The following is a 24,823-nucleotide window of genomic DNA, read 5'->3' as shown; positions in this document are numbered from 1 at the left end:
CAAAAAGGCGATTTCCCATTCAATTATTATGAATGGGAAATCGCCACCGTTTGTTCTTATGGAATTGGTAAAACTACGATTGAATTAAAATAGCCCTCATCGTATGAAAAGTCTGAGTATCCTTTTAACTTTTTGACTCGTTCATTGATACTGCTGATTCCAATGCCGTACCTATTTTTCCCTTTTTCAGAGATTAATCGGCCATAGGAGAAGTCCACATTCACATGATTCGACGAATTCACAATGATTATGAATAATTTACCTTCGCTAAACTTTATTTTAATTTCAATTTCCTTTTTTATTTCTTCTGTTAATCTAAGTACGGCTTCAACAGCATTATCTAAAAGATTCCCTAAAATGGCCGCTAGATCAATGGTATGTTCTATAAATAAGTCATGAGGAACTTGGAGGTCTAAAGTGCATTCTATATTATATTTCTTGGTTTGTTCTAGCTTACTATTAAGAATAGCATCGATGGGTATACATCCGGTTAATAATCTATATGAGAATACATTGGTTTTTAATAACTCCTGTAGCTCCTCTTTTACCTCGTCTGTTTTTTTTCTCTCCAATCCATAGGCTATATTTAATAAAATATTTTTCAGATCATGTTTTAGCTTAGACATTTCCCTTTGATTCTCTAAGCTCTCTTCGTAATATTTATTTTGTGTCTCCATTATGGAGTACTTATGTATAAGAAAATTTTTCCCTTCTAAACTGTTGTAGATCAGCATGATGCATACATTAACAATTAACAAGAAAATACAAGGAACGAATTGATTAATATCTTTATATTGGAAAATCCAATATATACTCAATAAGGATAGACAGGGAACAATGCTTAATAACAAACATTCCTTATTACTTAATCCGATCTCATTATCAGATCTAAAATAGAGCAGCAGCTTTGCTGACAACATTACAATTAACAATGATAAAAAGTTTGCACTAAAATATACGACAAGCATAATAAATAACTGGCCTTCAAATTTCTGATCATAATTATATGTAATGATAGACAGAGCTAAATCTGCAAGCGTAGTTATCAGTGTAAAAAAGATAATGTGGTAAATCTTCCGAGCCATTGATCCGTAGAATGAGTACAATATACAGATACTTAAAAGAACAACAAATAAAAGCAACCTGACCATAGCGTTTGTGTCATTAGACAATAATTTTATGATTCCCATAGAAAGAAAGGTTAAAGAATAGAATTTATACTTTGATATTCTGAGGTTAAGAAATCCATTAAAATAAATAGAAATTGATGTGACCTGAACAAGCGTATAGAGAATAGCTAGAACCGCAATACTTATAACCTCAATATGTCTCAAAAGCCAATCCTCCTTTTTATGAAATGGTTATAGGCATCTTTAACTATTTTCCTCTGCCCTCTACTAATTGCAAAACTTTCCTTATTGGTGAGAATAATATCAGTCCCTGAAACAATATGTATGTAATTTAAATTTAAAATGGTGCCTTGATTTACTTTTATAAAGGATAATGGATCAAGCATTTCTTCAATCTCTTTTATTGTGCCATAGAATGAAAATTCGTCATTAACGGTTACAACATGTATAATCCTACCTTTCTCAGAGGAAATGGATAGAATCGTCTCGCTTTTAATTTGATAGTTAAGATTTTGAGTTTTGAAGAATAAGTACTGGTTATTCCTTCTGACCTCATCAATTGCGTGAAGTAATACTTTACTTATTTGTTCTTCTTGTATAGGTTTTAGTATGTATCGAAAAGGTGAAACTTCAAAGCTTTCCATAGTGTAATTGTCATAGCTCGTAACATAAATGATAATCATATTTTTGTCTATTTTTCTAATTTCCCTAGCGACCTCAATTCCATTTAGAATCCCCATTTCAATATCTAAGAATAATATTTGATACTCTTCGTTTCTAGCATTTAAGGCTTTCAATAATGATTTTCCGGATTCATAAATATCAATATCTAACTCTATGTTTTGATACAAGACCAGACTATCCATAATGATCTTCTCTAATTTGGAGCTATGTAATTGCTCGTCATCACAAATACAAATTCTTATCATTCCCCTAAACTCCCTCTGTTGAAATAAAATAAAGAAATTGAAATTTCAATATATGCCTATAGTTATGTAAATATTACCTTATTAGTATTAATTCAACAAAGTAGGTCTGAAGTCCTTGCAAAATAAAAAAGACGACCAAAGTCGTCTAGTAAATACTAATTGAACTATTTCATAACCAACGGTAAATCTGAAGCCGTACAGCTTCATCCTTCGGATTTCGGATTACAAAGTCCCTCATGAATAAACACCGTCTGCACTTCGAAACTTACAGGATCCATACAAAACACTTGGACCTCCAGCGCATCCATAAGCTTTTCCAAGTGCCTTCTTTCCCCATTACGAAGTTCTAACATCTCCTTATATTGTAAGGAATCTAAAACGATCAAAACCGCTTTCTTTATGCGTTTAGGTGATCCAAAATCATTTGAATAACTCTCCAACAACTTGGGCTTTGACAGCACCTGATAATATGTCGCGATTTCAAGAACACATCTTAAGAGGGTTTCTCGATTTTCTTTAATTTTAAATTCGATCAGAACAATACAATCATCCACCAAAGAAATTAAATCAATCTTGCCTAATCCTTTATCTGCCCTATTATTTTTTAAAGGGACCTGGTAGTCGATAATCCTTCCAATATGATCGAATATTGTACCACTTTGACTCAAGTTAAATAATTGGATGGCAACTCGCTCTTCTTTTCGATTAGAGTCCTCTTCCTTATGCCCGGTAGTAACAACCCCGTTATGCGTTGCCACGCGATACCCTTTCTCTCTTACTACTTCATTGATCTCCTTCAGTCGATTTTTTATATCCAGTCTCAGTAATTCCTCAGCAATTACTTCTGTGGAGAATTCGCCATCTGCTGTCTTACCTCTGCGATTAATGATGCTGGATGTATACAATTGATCGATTGTATTAACGAGAACACCCACCTCATTTAGAATGGTCATCTTTGAGAGCATGATTGTCCCTCCTTTTGCGTATCTGCTTATTTCGAATAATCGATTTTCATAATATCGTTATTGTATGTCATGAAAGGGAAACTCAGTATCTATCAATATAAGATCAAGTTTCTTCTATCCCTTACTCGCCACAAAAAAACACCTCCCAGAATTTTATCGCACAACCCAGAAGAGGTTATCCAATGTCTATTCTTAGAGGTGCATTTTATTACTCGTGTAAAACGAACTGTGCAATATTCTTACTATGATCACCAATTCGCTCCAGATTGGTCAGCAGGTCAAGATAAATGGACCCCGTTCCAACAGAACACAAATCCTTATGCAAACGCTGAATATGATTCTTACGGTACTCTATTTCCAGATCATCCAGCTTTAATTCAAGTTGAAGCACCTCTTTAGCTATATCCTTGTCATTATGTTCAAGGGCAACTAGTGCTTTATTCACAGCCTGATTCGCAACCTCAATCATTTCCTTAAGCTCAGCGGCCGCTTCGGCTGATAGCTCCAGCTTGTTCGTCATTCTGAATTCGCCTAGTTCAACTATATTCTCAGCGTGGTCGCCGATTCGTTCCAGATCACTTACGGTTTGGAACCAGCCTGTTGCCTTCTCAGATTCTCCCGGAGAAAGACCCTTTTGGTGAATTTTCACGATATAATCGGTGATTTTACGGTTCAGCTCATTTACTAGCTCTTCCTTCTGAAGTGCCAACTCTGCAGATTTAGTATCCTTATTGAAAAAGAACCCTGTTGCATCCTGAAGGGATTCGTATGCATATTGTCCCATCCGTACAATCTCATGCTGAGCTTGTCCAAGAGCCATAGCAGGTGTCGCAAGAAAACGTTCATCCAGATAAATCGCTTTGAACTGAATCTCCTGCATTTGTCCTGGAATAGCCTTTGTTACGATCCAAGCCAGCACTGGAATAAGAGGCAGGAAGATCAATGCATTTGTAACGTTGAATAAACCATGAGCATAAGCAATCTGCATACGGATATTCACACCTTCTCCAAGCCACAGGACAATGTTATATACGACCGGTAACAGGATCGTGAAGAGAATTGCCCCAACAATATTAAAAATAACGTGTACGAGAGCCGTACGTTTAGCAGCCACCGTCGCACCGATCGATGCAAGCACCGCCGTTATTGTTGTTCCGATATTGTCACCGAACAAGATCGGTAAAGCTCCCCGCAAACTAATCATGCCTTCGTCAGCTATTGTCTGTAGAATACCAATCGTTGCACTCGAACTCTGAACAATCATTGTAAATACCGTTCCGACAATCAAGCCTAAGACGGGCTGGTGAGACAGCTCAATCATAAAATCTGTAAATGCAGGCAATTCCCGAAGTGGTTTAAGTCCCCCTCCCATCGTACCAAGGCCAAGGAACAAGGTACCAAAGCCAAAGATAATCTGTCCAATATACTGGTATCGCTTTTTGTGAATGAAGAACAAGAAGAAAGCACCTACTGCAATAATGGGAAGGGCATACTCTTCAATCTTGATCCCTACAATAAACGCTGTCATTGTTGTTCCGATATTGGCGCCCATGACTACACCAATAGCTTGACGCAAAGTCATCAGTCCCACATTTACAAGCCCGATCGCCAAAACCGTTGTCCCCGTAGAAGATTGTATCAATACGGTTACGCTAATACCGACAAGAACACCCAAAATCGGATTGGATGTATACTTCTCAAGCAGGCCTCGCATTTTATCCCCAGCGGATTTCTGAAGCCCGTCCGACATATATTTAATACCAAACAGAAAAATCCCAAGTCCACCAACGAATTTAAATATTAAATCCTGCCAATCCAAGGGAAGGCCTCCTCCACATGTATAAAATAAACAGATTCAACACATAGCATGATCTAAATTCGGGACGTCTAACCCGGTTTACCGTACAAAACTTCAAAATATAGCAAGGGTCAATCGGTGCAACACAGCAAAAAAGCTCAAGCATCCGCAGATAACCGCAGGCTTGAGCTTCTTTTTATAAATAACATAAAATAGATTGTTCTATCCAATACGTAAATACAGTATCAGGGCTTTCTTTTTCGAATTTTTTCATTTTTAAATACATGTCTATTCCATCCGAAACATCATGCCATAAATCGGTAAATACAAAATCATAGTTTCCCTTAGACATATATTTTTGAGCATATTCGAAGGCATCTGCTTTGATAATCTTAATCTTGTGAGCATTTTTGAATTGTGGCAATACATAGTTATTAAACAACTTGATGACATCTTCATTCATTTCAACAACCGTAATGCTTTCAACATTAACTCTTTCAGATACCATATATGCATAGTAGCCAAGCCCCAGTCCAAAAGTAAGGACATTCCCAAACGCTTGATCCACTGCTTCTTTCATCGTTTCTATTTCATTAGGCGTAATCGTCATCCAGATCCTATCGTTTTCTAATACTGCGGGAAAGCTAAATTCCGTTTCAAAAAAGCCGATTTGAGGAATTTGTCTTCCCTCTGCTGTCTGCACGATATCGTTACATACAAACCCTTCAAAAGGTTTATAGGTTTCATATTTCAAATCACTGTTACCAATCTTTATAGTTGGTATCTTGATATTCTTATAATATGGATTGTCATAAAATTCATTTGCATCAAGCTTATGAAACATATTGTTAAAATATTTGTTGAACAATTCCTTATCCTCAGCATTATCAACCGTGTCCATCCCAAAAGCAGAAGCCAATAGTAGACCAAAAGCGTATTCATAAGTTACGCCACACTTTACGATCTCTCCAATTTCATCTTCGTGAATAAAGTCTGGTGAATGATTTAAATACTGGCTAAGCAAAGCGAATACTTTGTAGTTATCTTCTTTTATTTGATCTGTTATTCCTTTGTTACCTACCATTTCCTCACCTGTCTATTTAAAAATTATATAGTAAAGCACTGTTATCCCGATCTCTTTTCAACCATTCCTCATTTTATCAGTCTTTATTCAATTTATCATGAGGGGAAGCATAGTTTTTTTTCGTTGGTTACAATTTTTCTTAGAGTAGGTAAGAGCGAATGGTCTATCGCTGCAAAAAAAAAGCCCAAGCATCCGCAGACTGACTGCCGCAGGCTTGAGCTTTTAAGTCTTATACTCGTGGATCGCTTTTCCGTTCCTACATCGATTTTTACTAGTCGCCAATTGTTCTTATCATCGTGTCGTACGGATCTAATGTCATGGTTTGTTGCCCATACTCCGTTTGAACCGTAGTGCTTTGAAGTTCACTGCTATTGTTAATCACCACGAGGATTTTACTTGCCGGATAATAAGCACACTCTGTATATAAGTTATCTGTAATGTACTTTGCTTCTGTGAACTCATTACCCGCAAAACGAATCAAATTCAGCAGCAATCTTGTATTCTCAAAGCTTAATTGGAACGAAGGAAGATAGATCCCCTTTCCTTTACCGAAAGCATGAGTAGACAGTGTTATTAGACCATCCGTTTCATTCACAACTGCTGCCGATCCATCGGTAAGATTAGGGTTGTTTTTGGGCTTAATGGTAGTCCCAGCAGGAACTAAACCAAGTTCATCCTTCACTTCGTATGTCCATTTTCCATGCGCTACTCTGGAGCCTGTATCCTCATCCACACCGAGAACATGTGCCATTCTGAAAAAGCTGTCATACCCTTCAAGCGCCGAAGGCTGATTCACGCCTATAAAAGTACCACCTTCATACACCCACTCTGTCAGTAAGTCCACGCACTTGCTGTCCCTCCAGTGTTCTCCACCACTCCATGCTGAACCAGCAGAGCCGGCGTTGATCACTACATCATAATCTTTTAAAATTCCCTGACGGATATCCTCAAAATCAATAAACTGTACTTCAATCGGCAATCCAGATAAAGCCTCATTGATATGAATCAGATCATGCATATACGTTTCATGGAAATGCCCGGACAAGGTCCAAGATCGCAATTTGCCCCAAGCGTGCAGAATGGCTACCTTAGTCTTCATATGATACGGTTTGCCTTTATGATGCAGCTCTTTTATTTCTCTAAATTCACCTGCAATCTTTTCGATGTAATCACAAAAATCCGGGTAAGGCTCTACAAGATGCAAGTAACCGCCCAATCCAATTCGATCTATAGGCTCTCTGAGTAGAGCACGCCGGATATTGATCCAATATTTTTTGGCGTCTAGTGTAGGGTTACCTCCCTCCATAAAAGTAGGAAGCCCTCCCAATCCAACCGGAAATAAGTAGGGATGCAGCCGAATCTCATGGGTATCTACTTTTACACCTGAACACATTCTTGCCTCGAACCCTGAGAACACACATTTAATCATTCCGTCGAAGCCAAACTCCTCAAAGCGATCATTGTAAGGCTCCATACCAACCCAACTATCATCATAGAAAACATACGCCAGCTTGTCGTGCTTATGCACTATATCAATTAACTGCTTACTAAATCCGATGACAAAATCATTGATAAATGCCGTCCAGTCCAGCTTGCGCTGCTGCGCCGGGATATGACTGACTCGATATTTTCCACCATTCACAAAATCCTCGGCCGTGAGCGAATACCCATATTTCCGAGCAAACAGATCAAGCGCTCTTGAGCTTACCGTAAAATCGTATGAACCCCAGTCCGAGAACAAATGGCGATTGCGCTCATTGCTGCCCCAGATCCAGGCGAAATTATAAAAGAGTGAGGTAAACCGAACCACTGTTGTTTCCTTATGCTTATGACACCAATCTTCTATCCAATGGAGTAAATATTTTTGCGTTTCAACATAGATGGGATCAATCTGCATCAAATGCTCTTTTTCCCAATGATTCGTGGTGTGATTGTACATGGAGATCTCTTCCCAAATCCGGTAGACCATGAAGCTGACAGTATACTTATGCCAAGGCGCAATGCCAGTAATGACCACATTTCCTGATTCCCGCTCATAATTCCACTGATCTCTTGGAATCTCTTCACCTGTAGTTCGGTCATAAACCTGCCAGTACTTAAACGCCTCTTTGGAATCATTTACTCGAAATTGCTCAGCGAAAAAGTCCTCCATCAAATAGATGGATAAATAATCCTCGACCGCTATCTTCGGATTGGTAATTAAAAAGCTCTGCTGCAGCTTATCAGGGTTCTGGGATGCCCATTCGTTATGATCTCTGATGATACAAATTGTAGAATAAATGCCGTATCCTGCGTTTATAATCTCATCAGATAACTGCGTGCCGTCACTGTCACGGATGACATCGGCACCCCAACGTTCAGCTAACTCTAAGGTCAGTGCCTCATAACCGGATTCGCCCGGCAGTGTAAAGGCCCCGGTTGTTTGCTTGGACAACTTGGATCCCTCCTATTTAAGCATATCGGACAGAAAAGAGAGTGCTAAGCCTTGACCCCAGCCTTGAATCCAGTCTTTTGGAATATTGCGATAGCCTTCCCGATCCTTCATAACCGCTGTTCCACCCGATACTCCCAGTACTCGTCCATCCTCGCTGATATTGTTCAAGACGCCCTTTAGAGCCTTTTGCACATATTTGGTATGCAGTGGGTTGCCATTATTGATCATTGCAGCCGCTATCCCGCAAGAGGCAGATACTTCTTCATAAGATTCTTCGTCATCAAGCACTGTCCGCCACAGGCCGTTCTCCGTTTGCACAAGCTTAAGTGCCGCCAGTTGATCGCGCAGTGAACACTCCACATCCATACATTGCGGATACAAATACCAGTCTTTCAAAAGCATTTTGACCTGCGACATGGTATATGCGCCCCAAGCATTTGCTCTGCCCCAATATAGTCCTGACATGTGATCCTGTTTCACATTATTGTAGCCATGGTACCAAAGGCCACTGCTAGGGTCTTGCAGGTATTTGATATGCCAGTAATATTGATTCAGAGCATCCTGGATCATTTCCTGATCATTTAATTTACTTCCTACTCTGAGCAGAAAAAATGCCGCCATAAACAACGTATCCGCCCACGCTTGTTCTGGAAAATCATTCGAAGTAGAAACGGTATGCTGTAACACATGATCTCCGAATCTGAGCGCATTATGCTGAAGATAATCCACCTTGCTCATCACAATATCCCAATATTTCTGGTTGCCTGTTTCTTCATATAAGGTGATCAGCATATGGCCCATAGCACAGGTGTTTACCGTCCAATTCGGCAGACCCAGCTCGATATATTCATCTGCCCATTGGACAAGCATATCCAAATACTCTTTATTTCCTGTAGTTGCATAAGCTCTGGATACCCCATAATAAGCCACACCACATGGCCAGTCCCATGTTAAATCCATCGTCATTGTTTTTCTAACGACCTTGTCGATGACGCTTAGAATCTCTTCTCTGTCATAAGTTAATTGAAGCATCTTGATTCTCCTCTCTTTCGCACACGCCCCCATTGGCGCTGAGAGCTGTCCGTCCTATGTAAACGCTTTACTAACTCTATTGTAAGGAGTAAAATAGTCTGATTCTAAGCATATTCATAACTAAACTGTGCAATTTCGACCATTTACTAGTGGTTCTTATATTTCGGGATTGGCCGTGACTACAGAGAATGTTTGGACTTCCGGCCGCTGTTGTCTGCAGATTTCTTGATTTTATACCGCTCTTCGCGGTGGAAATCTGCAGACTGCTTATGCTTCCGAAGCGAGCTTTCCTATGGAAAGCTTTCAGGCGGACGCTAACGCTCCTACAGTTCCAAACTTCTCCTCCGTCACTTTTCCTCAAATTGTATAATATCAAGTTCTCTTTATATAGTTGAATTTGGTATAACGTTAACCTATAATCTACTCAACCTACGTAATAAGAATGGGAGTATTGAGAATATGCCCAGAAAAAAGAGGCCCGTCATTGAATACCGCCACTACAGCCTGCCGATAAACTTCCCTATTCTACTGTTAAGCGGTGAACGTTGGAAGATTTCCGATATTAAAAGTGAACATCTCCATTTTCATAACCATCTTGAGATTGGCATTTGCCATTCGGATAGCGGCATCATGGAGATCAAAGGAGAATCTGTACCTTTTAAAGCCGGAGATGTGACCTTCATCCCTAGGTATCTGCCTCATACTACGTATAGTTCGCCAAATGAAGCCAGTCTTTGGTCTTATATCTTTTTCTCGCCAGAGGAGCTTTTTCAGCATTCATTCAAAAGCGCTTACAGTGACTTTGAACCAAATTTGTGGGCGATCCAGGGAATGAACTGTATTTTGAACAAGGAGGAACATCCCAAGGTTTATACCCTTGCGACATCGGTCGTAGAGGAATTGAAGCACAAAAATCCTTTCTATCAAGAAAGTGCCTACGGCTTATTATTATCGCTTTATATAGAACTGCTTAGAATCCATTCCCGGAATGAACCCTTGGCAGAACAAGAAATAGAGCATAACCTGAAAGGCGATTTTGTCATCTCTCCGGTTCTGGAATACATCACTAAAAACTATATGACACCTATCACCATCGCTGACCTGGCTGATCTGTGTCATCTAAGCACCACTCATTTTCGAAGAAAGTTTCACGAGATCATGGGAACTGCACCTCTCGATTTTCTAAACAGTACCCGTATTGAAGAGGCCTGCAAGCAGTTAAAAAGCACGGATGCTTCCATCCTCTCCATCTCCGAACAAGTCGGATTTCAGTCCATTTCCAGCTTCAACCGATGCTTCTCGAAGCTTATGGGCGAATCACCCAAACAATGGCGAAAAGGTGCACATTCCGAAGCTCAATCTGCAAAAGCATCTATATTGGAGTTTACGGGGTGGGTATAGGGAAAGGGAGTCCCTGTTTACTTCATTTCACAAAATCTACTTAGCACATGAATGATTTGCTCCTTGCTCATAGGGGCGTCGTGTCCTGGGATATACGTAGTAAATGAAAGAGTTGTTAAAAACTCAACATATTCCTTCATTTTTATGGGATCAATCTTACCTTCTCCATGATAATAATCTCCACTATGTGCATCACCTGCAAATAAAACCTCTGCTTCTTTAACATATACAACACAAGAGTCTGCTTCATGCGGCCCTCCTACCTTGAGAATTTGGCAAGTGATGCCCCCTAAATCCAACGTTAAAGAATCCTCGAAAATAATCGATCCTGTGCTGACCGAAATCTTATCGAACGTATCATATTCTTTTTTCATACAGTTATAGGCGAATTCTATTTCTTCTTTGGTCTCTAGACGTTGTATAACGGATGCTTCATCCCAATCCCACGCCTTGAATCGCTTAAGTAGACTTATTGAGCAAGGGAGAGTTTAGTTTTAGACGTGCTCACCAAGTACATAAGTTAATCCAACTAAAAACACAAAAAAGAGTCCCTCAGTAACCACTTATTTATGGCTATCTGGAAACTCTCTCATTGTTAGGTTGTGCTATAAGATTATTTAGATTTCTTCACAGTCGTCGATTTGACTTGAAATGCTCCATTTTTGTAAGCCAGAACAGAGGTTTCTTCGCCTTTCACTTCGGAAGTAGCTCCACCGTGAATCGTTTTTGTTGCAACAATTTCATAGACTCCGTTTTTGTCTACATCAGAAGCCTTCATTGTATTGTAGAGCGAACGTTTGCCATTCACTTTCACGTACTCGTTAAGAAGAACTTTAACACTACTGTCTTTGAAGGATACTACGTAAGCATTGGTGCTGCCGCTGTTACCACCAGAGTATACAGTAATCATGACATCTTTAGATTTATCTCCGTTAAAATCTCCAATGAAGTTGATTTTTGGTTGGTAACCCTCGAAGCCTTTGATATTACTGTTAATCACTTTTTTAGTTTTACCTTCTAGAACGACGATGTTGATATCTGTAACCAAGCCACCATTTGCGGCATCCTTGTTACCAATCAGTAATACGTTATCTGCAACGCCATTACCTGTTACATCCATTGTTTGTTTCGCTAGCAAAATTGTTTTTGCTGTCGTTGGAACTCCCTTAAGCTCAAAGCGTTTGCCAACGGTGTATTCACTTGTTGTAGTTGTAGCTGGTGTAGTCGCTGGCTTGCTATCGGATTTAATGGTTTCTGTACCCACAACCTTGAAGGCACCATCTTTGAAGGTGAAGGTTGTTTTTTCCTCGCCAAGAACGATAGCTTCAGCGTTACCGCGAATTTTTCTAGTCCCTACCAGATCATATACACCATCTTTATTAAGATCCACTTGCTCTAAAGTGTTGAAAAATGCTGTTTTACCATCCACAACAGGCTTTACACTCAAAAGCGGCTGTACCTTATCACCTGCGAAAGACAATATGTAAGCATCGGTCGTACCGTTGTTACCACCGGAGAATGCTGTAAACATGACATCATTTGCTTTGTCCCCGTTGAAATCACCAATCCATTGAATTTCTGGTTTATAGCCATCGAAACCGCTGATTTTTGCATCCTTCACGGTGTTTGTTTTGCCATCTACAACCACCAGGTTGATGTTGGTTACATAACCAAGCTCATCAGCTTTGTCACCGATCAGATAGATTTTATCATTAACACCGTCTTTGTTTACATCGTTGACTTGTTTACGGATAAGAACCGATTTATCTGTTGTTTTAACACCTTGCAATGCGAAAGGTTGTCCAACAGTCAGTTCACCAAGTGCAGGTTGCTTGAATGGATCTTCTTTGGTAGTTTCACTTTTGGTAGCTGCGAATTCGCCATTTTTGTATGCGAACCATACTTTTTCATAGCCTGTTACCACTGAAGTAGCTTCGCCATGGAGGATTCTGATTCCAAGCAGCTCGTTCACGCCATCATTTTCCACATCAACCGCTTCTAATGTTCTGAATAATGCCCGTTCGCCCTTCACCTTCAAATCCCCGCCCAGAATAATAGAAGGGGTATCATTCTTAAAAGTTACGATTCTAGCATTGGTAGAACCTTGGTTGCCACCGGAGTACGCAGTAATCATCACATCAAGTGCATGGTCATTATTGAAATCACTCACATAGCTGATTTTCGCGTTCAAACCACCGAAGTCTTTAATCCCTGCGTTTAACACTTTGTTTGTTTTGCCGTTTACCACAATGAGATTAATGTTGTCGAAATCAGGAGATTCATTTTTGTCGCCGATGAGATATAACGTATCTTTAACTCCATCCAAATTAATATCCGTAGTTTGTGTTGCAATCAATACTGTGTTTGCATTTGTTTGGACACCAGCTAGTGTAAACTTTTGTCCTACTTGATTAACAGATGGCGCTACTGTTGCGCTTGTTGGCGTTGCGACAGGATTTGCCATTGCTTGAGATGAGAAAGATGCGACAGCTGCTACACATAATGCAACGGATAATGTTTTCTTAATTTTCATTGTGTTTCCTCCGATGGTTTATAAAGGTTGGTGTCGAATACAGACTTATTATATTCCTAGCAACCTAGGACAGTGTTACGGTGAGGTAACATTATCCTATTGAAATAAAACAATATATAAATAAAATATCCAATTCAGAGGAATATTAGATGCTAAATAATGCCAACTCATTTTTAGGAGAGCGGTTACAAAATTACTAGGAACACTTTCATTGGCTCTACCAAGGGATTTGAACAACCCTACTTTTTTTAATAGTTTGATAACAATTCTGTAAATCAGTTTGATCCAAACGATGCGCAACCTATTTCAAGGCTACAGCTCCATACCAGTGATGAAGAAATTAATAGTAGCGCAAAAGAATATATCAACTATATCTTTAAGCACCGTAATTGATCCAAATACAAAAAGGGCTATCCCAAGTCTGATCAAAGACTTTAAGGATAGCCCGCTGTTAAAAGAGTCTAAAGCGTCTCTGTAGTAAGTGTAAATCCTTCGATCACGGCATCTTCGTCGACCTCAATCAAGATACAACGTCTCCCATGATGATTTACCTGTTTCACATATTTTAAATCCTGCGGACTGACCGAAATCGTAGCTACCTTTGTTTCGATCTTAATCGATTTGGTAGTGAATTTCGGCATCACGCTACTCGCCTTCATCTCATAATGCTTATCGTCAACGATCGTTTCAAACGCCCGTTCCACTTTTTCCGTTGTCACGTTCTCTACGCCGCTTACCGTCAGTACGCGTTCCAGATCTCTATAATCGAGCTTTGGAGGTTCTTCCTTATCGTCGTTGGTTTCGATGACCTGATGGATCTCCTCGTACACCTGTGCGAGGGTGGTTGCATCAAGCTGTTCGCCCGCCACTTCCTTCACGATGTCCTCGAATATCGCTCTCTCTTCCAGTGCCGTCATGGATCTTTCGGCATTCAAGACCTCTCCGACGAAATGCGGATCCGGGAAGTTCGATTTACCTGTACAATACAGAATGCGGTTCACATCGGAATAATTGTCCGTCACACTTGGGTAAAAGAAGCCCTGCTCCGGTGTACTTAGCTTGACGATCGGATCTACAATGACATTGTACTTGAATTCCCGCTCCACATAATCAAATAAGAGAGCTTTCCGTTGCTTCTCCGTGGAATTCACGCTGCATAGAATAAACGGATGCGCGAACATTTCGTTTTTCTCACTTTCCTCGGCTTCATCGTTTCTATCTTTGGTCGGGCGGTAATACTGTCCGCGAACAAAAGTGATCACCGTATCGCGTTCATAATGAGTATCCGCCATCATTCTGTCCACGAGCAGCAGCATCAGGTCCTGCCATTCATCTGGATCCCCTGTCACCAAAGCTTGGTGAAGCATCACCTGCGCTGGCTCCTCCGCTTCCGCCTGAAACTTCAACTCGAACAGCTTCTGATCTAACTCACCTGTCAGCAGTTTTTTGAAATTGCCCATATACAGCTCCTGCTTTTCTCTGTCCACCATTCCAAATGGCAGGCGCTCCCAATGATAGATCTCGTTGCTTTCCTTCATAATATACACGTTGAGAATATCGTAAATACTCATCATGTCGTGATCCAGCTTAAATTGCTTGCGTATATGCGCGACTTCTTTCTTTATCATGGTTCGTTAGACAACTCCTAGGAAGATAAATTGGTCTTTTCAGTATAAAGGATAAAAAAAGCCTTCGCTATATTAGTTGAACTTAAGATTTTTCTATTAAGGTAAGTGCGTGACTGCGGTGAATGTTTGGACTTCCGGCCGCTGTTGTCACCAGATTTCTTGATTATTACCATGTTTCATGGTTGAAATCCGGTGACAAAGGCGGTCACTACGTTCCTACAGTTCCAAACTTCCCCTCCATCACTTTTCCTTTTTAGAATGTTTTTTAGTTCACCTTATATAGATGGTTTTTTTATACGTGCTCGTTCTAATCAATTTATCGCATGCTCTAATGCATAGTCTTCAAGCTGAATATCTACCTGTTGATCCATGGCTAGCTTGGCTAGCTGCTCACCAAGAAAGGGTCCCATCGTTAATCCGGATGATCCTAGTCCATTAGCAACAATTAGTTTATTCCATCCTTGAACCCTTCCTAACACGGGAAGAAAATCTGCAGTAAAAGGGCGGAACCCTACTCTAACCTCATTTAGGCTGCAATCTGCAAGACCGGAAGCCGTTTGAAGACCTTTATTTAAGATTTCTTGCATTCCACCTGCGGTTACTGAGGTATCATAACCTGTGACATCATTTTCGTGAGTAGCACCTGCCACGATATTTTGATCCGCAAATGCAAGGATATATTGATCTGTAGGCGGCATTACTACAGGCCATTGCTCTGTATTGGCCCCTTGAGCAAGCTTCAAGTGCATAATTTGGGCTTTTTGATAACGTACTTGGAGCATAATCCCAAGCGGATGAAGCAAAGCGTTGGACCAAGCCCCTGCGCACACAATCACTTCATCCGCTGTGAATGTCTGTTCTCCTACACTAACCCCTTTAATTTCATGATCATCATGCTCTAAAATGGCATCTCCCTCAATCATTTGCGCACCGTTACGCTGTGCCGCTCTTAGCAAAGCATCACGTAATTCACGTCCGTCCACTCTTGCTGCACCCGATACATGAAGCGCATGATAGCCTTCCGATAATAATGGAAACTTCTCTTGCGCTTCAAGATCCGTCAGCATCGTAAGTTCCCCTATTTCAGGGGCGTCCTCTCTGCGCAGTTCCGCTCTTTCTTTCATCGCGAGTAACTTTTTCAAATCATCATGGATACATATCGCTCCAACTTTTGCGTATCCAGTCTCGGTTTCTCCAGCCTCTTCCAACTCTTGAATAAGTGCTGGATAAAAGCTTGCTCCCTCTTTAGCAAGACGATACCATGCTTTGTTTCTTCGTTGAGACAACCATGGACAAATAATCCCTGCTGCTGCATCTGTTGCTTGTCCAACATCTTTACGATCTATAATGATGACTTCAGCATCTAGCTTACTGATCTGATAAGCTGCTGAAGCCCCTAATATCCCTGCACCAATTACAATAACCTTTTTCATGTCCGAAGTCCCTTCAGTTATTCACTTTTAATTCATACATTAACACATCTACTATATATCAATGTAACAATCCGAATGATGATTCAGTCACTACTTACCCATTGTATCTTAAATTTGACATTTCTAATGAATTATCGTACTATAAATCTCACTCAGTTAAAAGTACTTTAATTAGAGTACTAAAATAAAAGTGTTATTCAGAAGAAAGAAGGTATACAGTTGAAGTTTTCACAGTTTTTGAAGTCCAAAGGGGCCATTGGTTCTATTTTTATGGGTGTGTTCTATGCCATTGCGATGCTTGGTATTTTCTTACCAGGGTATACAGCACTTCCAGGGAACATGGATGATTTAAAAATTGCTATCGTCAACGATGATGCAGGTCAATATGGGGCTCAGATTTCGAGTCAGTTTTCGGAGAGCTTACCATTCAAAACGATAAAAACCGATGTATCGAATAAAAAGGCGATGGATGAATTAGAACATAATAAGTTAGCTCTAGTTGTCCATATTCCAGAAGAATTTTCCGCCAACGTTCAAAGCGGTAAGGTATCCGCAAGTATTGATTTCACAGTCAATGAAGCTTCTGCCACCATGGTATCTTCAGCCATGTCTTCCGTTGTAGGAGAAATTAACAAACAATTAAGCGCGAACTTCTCAGAGCAAACCGCAAAAGGTGTGTTAATGAACTTTAACGTACCAGAAGAACAAGCCACCGCAATGGCTACACAAATTGAAAATAGTTATGTCGGGAATTATGTTGTCATCAATGATGTTCCGGACGGCATGCACAACAACATGTTACCTATGTTCTTAACTATGGCTGGTTATGTTGGGGCAATGATTGCCTCCATGCAATTAGTTGCTTCTTTTAAAGCGAACCGCGGGAAAGCAAGCAAGACAAAACTGTTTATGTTCGTTCAATTCACAGCTTTATTAATCGCTGTATTATCAACAGTCGTTGCTTTAGCCATTGCATTCTCTATTGCAGATGTAGACCTATCCTTACTGTTACCAGTTGCTGCTCAGCAAATTCTAATGTATATGGCTGCATTTAACGTGTGTGCGATTATGGTCTTCCTAGTTGGCGAAGGCGGTATGGTCTTAAATATTCCAATCCTGCTCATGCAAACCATCGCCAATGGTGCTACCATGCCTCGTGATATGATGTATACACCATACGATTGGTTCGGCCGCATTACACCGATGTATTATTCTGTACAAGCTTATTTGGCACAAATGTTTGGTTCCATCAGCCCAGCACCATTCTTATGGGGATTAGCAGGCGTATTTGCCGGGGCTATGATGATTAACGTTGTAATCGTCCGGTTTGTTCATAAACCTGTACCTCTGACTAAAGAAACTATACTGCCCGTTGAAGTTAAAAATACAGCTGAAATAACCGCCTAGGTTTGGTAAGATAGAGTTTAGCCAACAATTAGGAGTGGGTTCTGTGATGTCAATTCAAATTTATATCTTAAGTAAGTTAATGGATGAAAATAATTATCCTTATAAATTAAAAAAAGAACTATCCACCCCTATTCCATTTGATAAATTGCTAAATCTATCTGAAAGCAAACTGTATTATCATTTTGAATCCCTTTCGAAACAGGGCTTAGTTGAACAGGTAGAGATTATCAAAGAAGAACATCGCCCAGACAAACAGGTGTTTTCCATTACTGATAAAGGGCGCAAGCAGCTCCCGCTCAAAATTTATCAGGTAATAGAAAATGCAGAATCTATTTCAGATATGATTGTCGCTCTTGTGAATCTTCGTTTTGTAGAGACTGACAAAGTGATCCCGATTATCGAGAAGAAAATTGAACAGTCACTTATAAAAAAAGATCAATTAAATCAAATTTACCATCAAATAGATGCAGTTAGCTCCACTCGAGAAGTCGTAGATTTCATGGAGAGCTACTACGATTCTCAACTAGAGCAATCTATTCACTGGTGGAAAGTTCTTTTAGAAAAGCTGAAAACGAAAACGATATAAAGAAGACGCTCAGGGAAATCCCCTAGCGTCTTCTTTATGTGTATCTATGGGCATCTCTACCCTGAGTAGACCATCTTATTTTGAATCTACAACTGGAACCGAAGCTGGAGCTGCAACTACCCCTTCATTCTTCTGCAAATTCTCTTTCACTTCTTCAGTTCCTAAGGACTGTACAGGAGCACCGATGCTAAAACTTTCGATGATCTTCCCAAGTGTAGCTTGGTCAAAGTCTTCTTGAGCGTAAAGTTCAACGGTAAAGCCATCTTTTTCCCAAATCACAATTCCATTTGCAAAATAAACTTTAGTCCCGTTAATTATTTCTGTCTTCACTTCTTCCGTAGTACTGATCCCATTGTCGCCGCCCTTGGAGATTAGGAAATTAACAGCTTTATCCCCGGAGTTATACTGCACTTCAACCATGCTGGTCCCCTGAAGAACAACATTCACAAACTCATAGTCTGCCATCCAGGTTGGTGCCGGGAAGTTCATTCCAAGCTCCGCACGTGCTTCATCCAGACTCAACTTAGCTGCAACCGGCAATTCAATGGCAACATTCTCCCCGCCTTTTCCCTCTTCAGATGGAGTCATTGACTGTCCAGCCGAAGGGATTTCCTTATCGTATTGCGTGATTTCGAGATTTCCTACTTCAAACTTTGCCATGATCGATTGGAACATATCCTGTGCATAGGAGGTTGCAGAGAATGCGCCACCCAGACAAATTACTGCACTGCCAATCACTATTGCATTTCTCCAGCTACTTTTTTTCATCGTTATCCCGTCCTTTTTCTCTGATTTGAGTTCAAGAGCTCCATGGTCCAGCTTGTATACTAAACGGTTATAAATTCTTTCCTTGGCGGCTGTGTTATCCTGTTCAACATTCTCAAGCAGCTCTATGGTTTTGCTGAATTTTGTGAGATCATCATTTTTCTTATTCATGGTTGAATCCTCCTGCTTTTAAGGAAATATGCAGTTTCTTCAGACTTCTATGCAATACGACACCAATATTGGACTCACTGACGCCCATGATCTGTGCGACTTCGGAATTTTTCAGTCCAGCCCCATATTTCATTGCAATGATATTACGTTCCTTCTCACGTAGCTTGGAGAGCGCCTTGAACAGTGCTTGATTATTATCCTCACGAATCGCCAGTTCCTCCGGAGACGGCTTGGGAAATATGAGCTCCAGCAAAGAATCTAGTGAGGTGTAGCTTCTTTTCTTCTGCCCCCGGAAGTAATCCGTCACAGCGTTCCTTACAATGGCAAACAGCCAAACCTCAAAATTCGATTTTTCTTCTGAAAAGCTATAATACTTACACATCACCGTCTCAAACACCTGACTGCAAATGTCCTCTGACACGTGGTGGTTATTAATACGATAACTAATATATTTGTAAACACGTTTGTAGTACGTATCGTACATCCGGGTAAATTCCTCTTTTGACATCATGGCACCACGTGATCTTTCGATATTCTTGTAACGGTCCACAGTACCCTGGATAACCTCCATCTCCCCCTCCTTACACCTCACCTTCATCGAAAAGCTAAACGAATTGTGCAATTTGTTGCGAAGAAACTTACATATGTTAATACGTAGAAAAGCCTAAACCTTTAACTAATCTTTTGATGATTGTGGGATGGTGAGAAACGGGTGAAAGATCACAATCTGCGAAAACGGTGATACTTGAGTTGCGGGGTGGATATATGTGTGGGAGAGAAGGGGAGAAGCTCAGCGCTATAATTCAATGATTTCATAACTTTACCCAATATAAAAAATCCTGCCATTATCCAGCGGGAAGCTTGATAGATTAGCAGGACAATAACCTTACTTCATTTTCACTAACTTTAAATATTCCGAACTTCCACAACCTTCCCTAAATCCACAAACTGCTCATGATCCACCTTCACCTTCACTCTGCCCTTTCGGCGCTTCTCACGCCATTCACGAAGATCTTCCTCCGTTTCTAAGCGAAGCTCCGCGATTTCCAGCGCTCGGTCTAGGACATATTTGCTTGTGTAAAGGACTGTATTTATTCCCTGTCCCCCTAAAGCAATGTGAGGCTTTAAAGGTATCCATTCCTCAACAGTGAATCTAACATAATCTTTCTCTTCCTTATGAGGCTCAGAGACAATCTCCTTTATTTCCTTTCGTTTCACCACTTCCCAATCTACCACTTTACCCACCCAATGAATTCCTGTCTTTGCAGGATCGAAGAATTTCCTTCTGGATTGACACATAGCTACATATTCGATCTGGGTTATTATCTTCTGGCTTGCAAGGTTCTTCAAAGGTACATGGTAAAAAGAATGCTGTCTCGCCACCTCCACCTGCTCAGGTCCCCGGACAGAACCAACAAGCACATTTTTGCCCGCGAGTTGGTTGGCATAGTATTCTTTCGTACCGCGTGGACGAGTCGAGCGTTCGTAAGCTTTTTCCGGACTATCCTGAATAATCTCATCTAAGAATTGCTCCACCAGGCTTGTAGAATTCGGTAGGAACGGCAAAGCGCCAATATTCAATAGCTCGATGCTTTTGTAGAATTGGTGGGTCTTATACCGCTCCTCATCCGGATAGGGAAATAACACATAGGCACCGAACATACTTCGTTCGTATTCCCCCGAGTCTTTCTCCTGATACACTATGGCGTCCCGGTAGCGGTGCATCGTGTTGATATCATCCTCTTCAGGGCCAGGTTGTCTATAAGTCCCGTGATAGGAAGTGCCTTCATAAGCCGGATTTAACCGGTATTTCGCATCAAAAACATACTTATACTCTTTGATTTTGCCAGCATCCTTCTTCTTGAGTGTCAGTACATTATCCGGACGCTGATTGAGCGTCGGTGCCTTATCCGAGCTAGGAATCGCATTATAATACAGGATGAACTGCTCTCCGTTAACTGGATTCTCGTACACCATCTTAGCGCTCTGCGAGCGGTCAAGTGTAACAAAAATACCATTCCGATTCACCTTAATAATATCCTGCTTCACCAGCTTATACTTCTGACCCAGAAGCTGATTCAACTTGAGGAAGCACCAGTATTCATAGAGCTGCGCGACATCCTTCATAGACAGGCGCAGCAGATCACCTTGGATCGACAAGCCTTTGAGCAGCATTAGATAACAGCGATAGACCTCGCGGTATCCAGGGGCCATCTGCAGCACCAGTGTAACGGACATCTGCCTCAGTACTCCAACCTCACGCAAAAAATCCATCTTGAGCACCCGCTCTAGTTGAGTGAGCATGTTGTCTAACCTTTTTATAAGTAATGGATCTGGGGTTCGGTTTTTAATCTTCCAGCGACCCTTGAGCTCTTTCAGCTTTCCATGAATGCGTTCCAGCATCCAGCGGATGAACCGGTTCTCATTAGTATCATAGGCGAGGCGTCTTCGTGTCTCCATTAAATGTGTGGCTGTGTAATTTCGGCTGCCGATGGTCAAGAATCCATGGTTCATGTCTTCTCTTAATCGTTCGGGATGCTTCGCGAGCTCGCGGATGTTCTCTCTTCCTGCCTTTTTGACCCGATTGGCATCCACTAGTCGGCGGTCCTGAAGCAGAGCGTAATTGGGATTCTTGTTAATCCGCTCAACGGCATCCAAGAGCTGTCTAAACACATGCTGAAGTATGGTGAAAAACTCCGTCAGGCTCTGATGCTGCGTCTCCCGCAAGCCTGTTAGTTGGTAGGTTTTGCGCAAAAAATCAAAAGCCAAGTTATAAATCTGCTCATTCACTTCATTTAAAATATTCTGGTAATCCAGCTTGTAATCCATTTTAGAGGGGAAGATCTCCATCTCTACCCGCAGCAAAGCCTGTCCCGAACTGCGGATCTCCCATTCCGTCAAACCGACCTCATTCCCAAAGTTCAGCACACCCGCAAGAATAGACTCACCTAGGGGCTTAATTGCCTGCCGAAGCAGCACATTTTCATGATAAAAAGAGAGGTTAGCAGCGGTCTTCCTCTGGATCACCAGCTCATACGACTGTGTCTCATAAAAACAAGGAAAAACAGACTCCCCCGGCTGCCAGTCCACCATCCCGTGAGCTTCAGGAGAAAACACTTTAATCTGAACATTACCAAGCCGTTCGGAGCATGTAATCCCAAACTGAGCATTTACCCACTCCTGACTAGAAGAACGATGAAGCTGCAAGGTCTCCACAGTAGGATGATATGGCCTTCCTTGAAGAAAAAGCGTAAAAAGCTCCGTTTCTACACGGAGCAATTCTACCGCCTGATTAAGAGAGCCAGTATGAGGTGAATCCATCTTCCTCCAGCCTCCTAAGCATAAAAGCCAATTTACGCGCACTTTGTGGATGTTTGGCTGTAGGGGGAGTTTGTCCAGCAGCCCATCTCAGGTAGAGTGGAGAAGCATCATTGTCCATAAGATCTTCAATATTTACCGTCACACCAGATCCTGTACCAAGAGCCCCTTTCATCAAGTTCAACAATACCCGGCGAACCGAAGAATGGCTCCCTTGAATGCGCGGCAGTATCTTTTGCAGCAGTTGCCAGTCAAAAGCTTCTTCCTCACTCATCAGCTTGTACCGTTCGTTATAGATCATATAGAAGCAAATCGCATCGCGTACCCGGAAACCTACATGAGCATGGACATCCTCAAGCAAAGCATTGATCATAACCAATCTCTCTGTCGTCCGGACAACTAGCTCTTTGTTGGCATCATAGGCATCCACTAGCTGCAAATAATCGGAGCGCAGAAAAAGATGGTTCAGTTCGGCAAGATCAGCGGGATCATCCGTCTCTTCCTGCTCACTCATGTCCGGATACTGCTGCAGATTGATGTAATTGAACTCCAGTGTATTAGCTCGGTCCAGTACCTTTTTGCTAAAAGAATGTGTCGTTTCGTCCATGTTCACAGTCCCGATCAAGAACACATTCTCCGGGACACCTAGGCTGCCAAACTTCACTTGATCCTCAGACGTATCCAGCATGGTAGAAGATATGAGATCCTGAGTCTGGATCTTCCCCTCCCGCCAGTCCTGCGTTTCCAGCACACTTAACAGGTCACTGAAGTAATGCTCTACCCGCGCCAGATTCATCTCATCCAAACAGATAAAATATGGCTTATGTCCATTCTCCGGCTTCCGCGCCTCTACTAATACTTCCGTAAGCGGACCCGGTTTGAACCTGCCCGAAAGATCCTTGTACCCCAGCAGATCCGCAGGATCACTCCAATCCGGTCGCACTGGAATCAAAGTAAACTGACCGTTATTCCCCGTTGCACCAAGAGCCTCTGCAAACAGCTTCACCAATCGAGTCTTCCCTGTACCCGATATCCCCGCCAGGATGACAAAAGGCTTAGTCTTTAGCGAGAGGTAAAAGTTTTCAATAAGTTGCTCAGGGAAGAAGAAACCTTTGCGACGGATGTGGGATTGGATTTGGTGGAGCAATGTTGTAATACTAGAATCTGATGGCGGTAGAATAGGAATCACCTCATGCGGGCTCTCCGTATTGGAGGCAGCCTCATCTTGATCTAAAATGGTAAAATCAGGCCAAGTGACCTCTGGAGTTAGCGATTGAAGCAATTGAAGTCCTTGTCTTGAAAAGCGAAACAAATAACCTTGATTAACTCCGCCTCCAGAATGAAGCGGACCTTGGGTTAAGTTCACTTGCATAATTTGCTGATTAAACTGTTGTAGCATAATGGGTGGAGTGAGTTCCACATACTCCGTTCGAACCAAACGACCATCCTCTTGCCAGTTCGTATTGGCCATAGAGCCTGGTTTGGGTGCATCCACCGCCGCATCTGTTACCTGGCTTACATAACGAATAGCTTTATTTGAATAATGGAGGATGATATCTCCTTGTTTAACTTCCTTCATCGTCTCCCAATGATATAGCTTTCGGCCTTGCGAATTCAGTAAGGGCGCCCATAGAATCCCCTCTTCCTTCTCCGCTTGAATAGTCGTTCCCTGATTCACCCACCAAACATTAGGCTTCGACTTAAACGTTATAAACTTTAAACGGTATTCGAAAGGAACTCCTGTGGCAAAGAAATCTATGTATTCAGCTTGATCTTCAGGAACAACAACCTGAGGTCTCTTCGCATCATCTGCTTGTTGGTTCGTTCTCTCTTGCATAATGTAGGAATATGAATGCGAGAAGGTTTCAATTAACAAATTCTTCAACGTTTGATTTCCGTTATAACGGAGTTGAAGAGCTTCCCGACCAGCAGATACTTGATCAATTTTAAATAATGTGGCTTCATAGTTCCCATCTTCATGGATCAGCTTAACTTTTCGCCCTTCACCTAAACTAGGCTGTTGACCTTGGTTAGCTTCCAAAAAATCTGGATGAAACTCAACTGGAATATGAGTGCCATCACGAAAAATGGAAAAGTCCACCTTTTTCCGACCGATTAAGTTAGGGATCTCTGTATCCTTCCACCAGCTTCGTAGTTGTTTGATCATTTATGTTAACTCCCTTAGTACAATGATAGGTAACTCATAGGT

The 24,823-nt window shown here is 41.4% G+C and carries 18 protein-coding genes; 3 read left to right on the top strand and 15 right to left on the bottom strand.

The window, feature by feature from the left end; translation table 11 throughout:
* Window positions 1-56 precede the first annotated feature (56 nt).
* From R50345_RS03435 to R50345_RS03405, 7 genes are all read right to left on the bottom strand, one after another.
* Entirely contained in the window at window positions 57-1,334 is a 1,278-nt protein-coding gene (locus tag R50345_RS03435) for a GHKL domain-containing protein (protein ID WP_042124126.1), read from the bottom strand.
* Window positions 1,331-2,059 (bottom strand): LytR/AlgR family response regulator transcription factor, encoded by a 729-nt coding sequence (locus R50345_RS03430; RefSeq protein ID WP_042124123.1) that lies wholly within the window; start codon window positions 2,057-2,059, stop codon window positions 1,331-1,333. Before R50345_RS03430 ends, R50345_RS03435 begins: the two co-directional genes overlap by 4 nt.
* 203 nt (window positions 2,060-2,262) lie before the next feature.
* On the bottom strand, window positions 2,263-3,024 hold the full coding sequence (locus R50345_RS03425) for a hypothetical protein (RefSeq protein WP_052414450.1): 762 nt from the start codon (window positions 3,022-3,024) through the stop codon (window positions 2,263-2,265).
* A 208-nt stretch (window positions 3,025-3,232) separates the two neighbouring features.
* On the bottom strand, window positions 3,233-4,843 hold the full coding sequence (locus tag R50345_RS03420; RefSeq protein ID WP_042124121.1) for a Na/Pi cotransporter family protein: 1,611 nt from the start codon (window positions 4,841-4,843) through the stop codon (window positions 3,233-3,235).
* A 175-nt stretch (window positions 4,844-5,018) separates the two neighbouring features.
* Complete coding sequence (locus R50345_RS03415; protein ID WP_042124119.1) at window positions 5,019-5,906, bottom strand: spermine/spermidine synthase domain-containing protein; 888 nt, start codon at window positions 5,904-5,906, stop codon at window positions 5,019-5,021.
* A gap of 271 nt (window positions 5,907-6,177) precedes the next feature.
* Window positions 6,178-8,340 (bottom strand): 1,3-beta-galactosyl-N-acetylhexosamine phosphorylase, encoded by a 2,163-nt coding sequence (gnpA, locus tag R50345_RS03410; RefSeq protein ID WP_042124117.1) that lies wholly within the window; start codon window positions 8,338-8,340, stop codon window positions 6,178-6,180.
* 12 nt (window positions 8,341-8,352) lie between these two features.
* On the bottom strand, window positions 8,353-9,372 hold the full coding sequence (locus R50345_RS03405; RefSeq protein WP_042124115.1) for a glycoside hydrolase family 88/105 protein: 1,020 nt from the start codon (window positions 9,370-9,372) through the stop codon (window positions 8,353-8,355).
* A gap of 459 nt (window positions 9,373-9,831) precedes the next feature.
* On the opposite strand from R50345_RS03405, the gene R50345_RS03400 reads away from it, so the two are divergent.
* The gene (locus tag R50345_RS03400) at window positions 9,832-10,773 is read left to right on the top strand and encodes an AraC family transcriptional regulator (protein ID WP_042124113.1); all 942 of its coding nucleotides are present in this window, start codon (window positions 9,832-9,834) and stop codon (window positions 10,771-10,773) included.
* Window positions 10,774-10,790: 17 nt separating this feature from the next.
* On the opposite strand, the gene R50345_RS03395 is transcribed toward R50345_RS03400, so the two are convergent.
* The 4 genes from R50345_RS03395 to R50345_RS03380 all read right to left on the bottom strand — a co-directional run bounded on the left by R50345_RS03395 (window position 10,791) and on the right by R50345_RS03380 (window position 16,367).
* Window positions 10,791-11,147 (bottom strand): MBL fold metallo-hydrolase, encoded by a 357-nt coding sequence (locus R50345_RS03395; protein WP_052414449.1) that lies wholly within the window; start codon window positions 11,145-11,147, stop codon window positions 10,791-10,793.
* A gap of 239 nt (window positions 11,148-11,386) precedes the next feature.
* Window positions 11,387-13,306, bottom strand: coding sequence for a hypothetical protein (locus R50345_RS03390; protein ID WP_042124112.1), 1,920 nt, complete (start codon window positions 13,304-13,306; stop codon window positions 11,387-11,389).
* Window positions 13,307-13,767: 461 nt separating this feature from the next.
* Complete coding sequence (locus R50345_RS03385; RefSeq protein ID WP_042124109.1) at window positions 13,768-14,934, bottom strand: DUF4317 domain-containing protein; 1,167 nt, start codon at window positions 14,932-14,934, stop codon at window positions 13,768-13,770.
* A 311-nt stretch (window positions 14,935-15,245) separates the two neighbouring features.
* Window positions 15,246-16,367, bottom strand: coding sequence for an NAD(P)/FAD-dependent oxidoreductase (locus tag R50345_RS03380; RefSeq protein ID WP_042124108.1), 1,122 nt, complete (start codon window positions 16,365-16,367; stop codon window positions 15,246-15,248).
* A gap of 219 nt (window positions 16,368-16,586) precedes the next feature.
* Here R50345_RS03380 and R50345_RS03375 point away from each other — a divergent pair, with 219 nt between their 5' ends.
* On the top strand, window positions 16,587-17,774 hold the full coding sequence (locus R50345_RS03375; RefSeq protein WP_042124105.1) for a YhgE/Pip domain-containing protein: 1,188 nt from the start codon (window positions 16,587-16,589) through the stop codon (window positions 17,772-17,774).
* A gap of 46 nt (window positions 17,775-17,820) precedes the next feature.
* On the top strand, window positions 17,821-18,360 hold the full coding sequence (locus tag R50345_RS03370) for a PadR family transcriptional regulator (RefSeq protein ID WP_042124103.1): 540 nt from the start codon (window positions 17,821-17,823) through the stop codon (window positions 18,358-18,360).
* 75 nt (window positions 18,361-18,435) lie between these two features.
* Here the strand turns inward: R50345_RS03370 and R50345_RS03365 are convergent, their stop codons facing one another.
* The 4 genes from R50345_RS03365 to R50345_RS03350 all read right to left on the bottom strand — a co-directional run bounded on the left by R50345_RS03365 (window position 18,436) and on the right by R50345_RS03350 (window position 24,781).
* Window positions 18,436-19,296 (bottom strand): hypothetical protein, encoded by an 861-nt coding sequence (locus R50345_RS03365; RefSeq protein ID WP_197069742.1) that lies wholly within the window; start codon window positions 19,294-19,296, stop codon window positions 18,436-18,438.
* The gene (locus R50345_RS03360; protein WP_042124102.1) at window positions 19,289-19,867 is read right to left on the bottom strand and encodes a sigma-70 family RNA polymerase sigma factor; all 579 of its coding nucleotides are present in this window, start codon (window positions 19,865-19,867) and stop codon (window positions 19,289-19,291) included. The genes R50345_RS03365 and R50345_RS03360 overlap by 8 nt, the downstream gene beginning before the upstream one ends.
* Before the next feature lie 335 nt (window positions 19,868-20,202).
* Window positions 20,203-22,617 (bottom strand): restriction endonuclease-like protein, encoded by a 2,415-nt coding sequence (locus R50345_RS03355; RefSeq protein WP_042124099.1) that lies wholly within the window; start codon window positions 22,615-22,617, stop codon window positions 20,203-20,205.
* Window positions 22,589-24,781: an McrB family protein gene (locus R50345_RS03350; RefSeq protein ID WP_042124097.1), complete on the bottom strand. Its 2,193-nt coding sequence runs from the start codon at window positions 24,779-24,781 to the stop codon at window positions 22,589-22,591. The genes R50345_RS03355 and R50345_RS03350 overlap by 29 nt, the downstream gene beginning before the upstream one ends.
* Window positions 24,782-24,823 lie beyond the last annotated feature (42 nt).

Origin of the sequence: Paenibacillus sp. FSL R5-0345, assembly GCF_000758585.1 — a bacterium.
Taxonomy (GTDB): Bacteria; Bacillota; Bacilli; order Paenibacillales; family Paenibacillaceae; genus Paenibacillus_AQ.
This window is presented reverse-complemented; position numbering and strand designations above follow the sequence as displayed.

Bases quoted from the DNA above. Each gene is read 5' to 3' on its own strand.
- R50345_RS03390 (WP_042124112.1), bottom strand. From the start codon at position 13,306: ATGAAAATTAAGAAAACATTATCCGTTGCATTATGTGTAGCAGCTGTC.
- R50345_RS03370 (WP_042124103.1), top strand. From the start codon at position 17,821: ATGTCAATTCAAATTTATATCTTAAGTAAGTTAATGGATGAAAATAAT.
- R50345_RS03405 (WP_042124115.1), bottom strand. From the start codon at position 9,372: ATGCTTCAATTAACTTATGACAGAGAAGAGATTCTAAGCGTCATCGAC.
- R50345_RS03355 (WP_042124099.1), bottom strand. From the start codon at position 22,617: ATGGATTCACCTCATACTGGCTCTCTTAATCAGGCGGTAGAATTGCTC.
- R50345_RS03350 (WP_042124097.1), bottom strand. From the start codon at position 24,781: ATGATCAAACAACTACGAAGCTGGTGGAAGGATACAGAGATCCCTAAC.
- R50345_RS03425 (WP_052414450.1), bottom strand. From the start codon at position 3,024: ATGCTCTCAAAGATGACCATTCTAAATGAGGTGGGTGTTCTCGTTAAT.
- R50345_RS03430 (WP_042124123.1), bottom strand. From the start codon at position 2,059: ATGATAAGAATTTGTATTTGTGATGACGAGCAATTACATAGCTCCAAA.
- R50345_RS03380 (WP_042124108.1), bottom strand. From the start codon at position 16,367: ATGAAAAAGGTTATTGTAATTGGTGCAGGGATATTAGGGGCTTCAGCA.
- R50345_RS03395 (WP_052414449.1), bottom strand. From the start codon at position 11,147: ATGAAAAAAGAATATGATACGTTCGATAAGATTTCGGTCAGCACAGGA.
- R50345_RS03415 (WP_042124119.1), bottom strand. From the start codon at position 5,906: ATGGTAGGTAACAAAGGAATAACAGATCAAATAAAAGAAGATAACTAC.
- R50345_RS03360 (WP_042124102.1), bottom strand. From the start codon at position 19,867: ATGGAGGTTATCCAGGGTACTGTGGACCGTTACAAGAATATCGAAAGA.
- R50345_RS03365 (WP_197069742.1), bottom strand. From the start codon at position 19,296: ATGAATAAGAAAAATGATGATCTCACAAAATTCAGCAAAACCATAGAG.
- R50345_RS03400 (WP_042124113.1), top strand. From the start codon at position 9,832: ATGCCCAGAAAAAAGAGGCCCGTCATTGAATACCGCCACTACAGCCTG.
- R50345_RS03385 (WP_042124109.1), bottom strand. From the start codon at position 14,934: ATGATAAAGAAAGAAGTCGCGCATATACGCAAGCAATTTAAGCTGGAT.